Annotated in this window: 1 rRNA gene; it reads left to right on the forward strand. The window is 56.8% G+C overall.

Features of this window, described 5'->3' with window-relative positions:
* Positions 1-1,390: ribosomal RNA gene (locus AB0L65_RS62900) — 23S ribosomal RNA — on the forward strand; the annotation flags it as partial.
* Positions 1,391-1,447: the final 57 nt, after the last annotated feature.

Here is a 1,447-nt window from a genome sequence, read left to right on the forward strand (position 1 = left end):
CCTGAGATGTGATGCCGAGCCGATTGTGGTGAAGTGGATGATCCTATGCTGCCGAGAAAAGCCTCTAGCGAGTGTTGTGGCGGCCCGTACCCTAAACCGACTCAGGTGGTCAGGTAGAGAATACTAAGGCGATCGGGTGAACTGTGGTTAAGGAACTCGGCAAATTGCCCCCGTAACTTCGGGAGAAGGGGGACCTCTGCTGGTGATGAGTTTTGCACTCGGAGCTGGTGGGGGTCGCAGTGGCCAGGGGGAAGCGACTGTTTACTAAAAACACAGGTCCGTGCGAAGTCGTAAGACGATGTATACGGACTGACGCCTGCCCGGTGCCGGAACGTTAAGGGGACCGCTTAGTCAGCTTCGGTTGGCGAAGGTGAGAACTTAAGCGCCGGTAAACGGCGGTGGTAACTATAACCATCCTAAGGTAGCGAAATTCCTTGTCGGGTAAGTTCCGACCTGCACGAATGGCGTAACGACTTCCCCGCTGTCTCAACCGCAGACCCGGTGAAATTGCAGTACGAGTAAAGATGCTCGTTTCGCGCAGCAGGACGGAAAGACCCCGGGACCTTCACTACAGCTTGACATTGGTGTTTGGAACGGCTTGTGTAGGATAGGTGGGAGACTGGGAAGCTCGGACGCTAGTTCGGGTGGAGTCATTGGTGAAATACCACTCTGGTCGTTTTGGATGTCTAACTCTGGTCCGTGATCCGGATCGGGGACAGTGTCTGGTGGGTAGTTTAACTGGGGCGGTTGCCTCCCAAAGGGTAACGGAGGCGCCCAAAGGTTCCCTCAGCCTGGTTGGCAATCAGGTGTTGAGTGTAAGTGCACAAGGGAGCTTGACTGTGAGACTGACGGGTCGAGCAGGAGCGAAAGCTGGGACTAGTGATCCGGCATCGGCGTGTGGAAGCGGTGTCGCTCAACGGCTAAAAGGTACCCCGGGGATAACAGGCTGATCTTCCCCAAGAGTCCATATCGACGGGATGGTTTGGCACCTCGATGTCGGCTCGTCGCATCCTGGGGCTGGAGTAGGTCCCAAGGGTTGGGCTGTTCGCCCATTAAAGCGGTACGCGAGCTGGGTTTAGAACGTCGCGAGACAGTTCGGTCCCTATCCGCTGCGCGCGCAGGAGACTTGAAAGGGGCTGTCCCTAGTACGAGAGGACCGGGACGGACGAACCTCTGGTGTGCCAGTTGTACCGCCAGGTGCACGGCTGGTTGGCTACGTTCGGGAGGGATAACCGCTGAAAGCATCTAAGCGGGAAGCTTGCCTTGAGATGAGGTCTCCCACCCTGTGAGGGGGTAAGGCTCCCGGTAGACGACCGGGTTGATAGGCCGGAGGTGGAAGCGCGGTAACGTGTGGAGCTGACCGGTACTAATAGGCCGAGGACTTGACCACAAAGCAGACTTTTCTAGTCGTTGCTCGCGTCCATTATGTGATTCTGAGACAGCAAGC

Origin of the sequence: Nonomuraea sp. NPDC052116 (assembly GCF_040680035.1) — a bacterium.
GTDB lineage: Bacteria > Actinomycetota > Actinomycetes > Streptosporangiales > Streptosporangiaceae > Nonomuraea > Nonomuraea angiospora_A.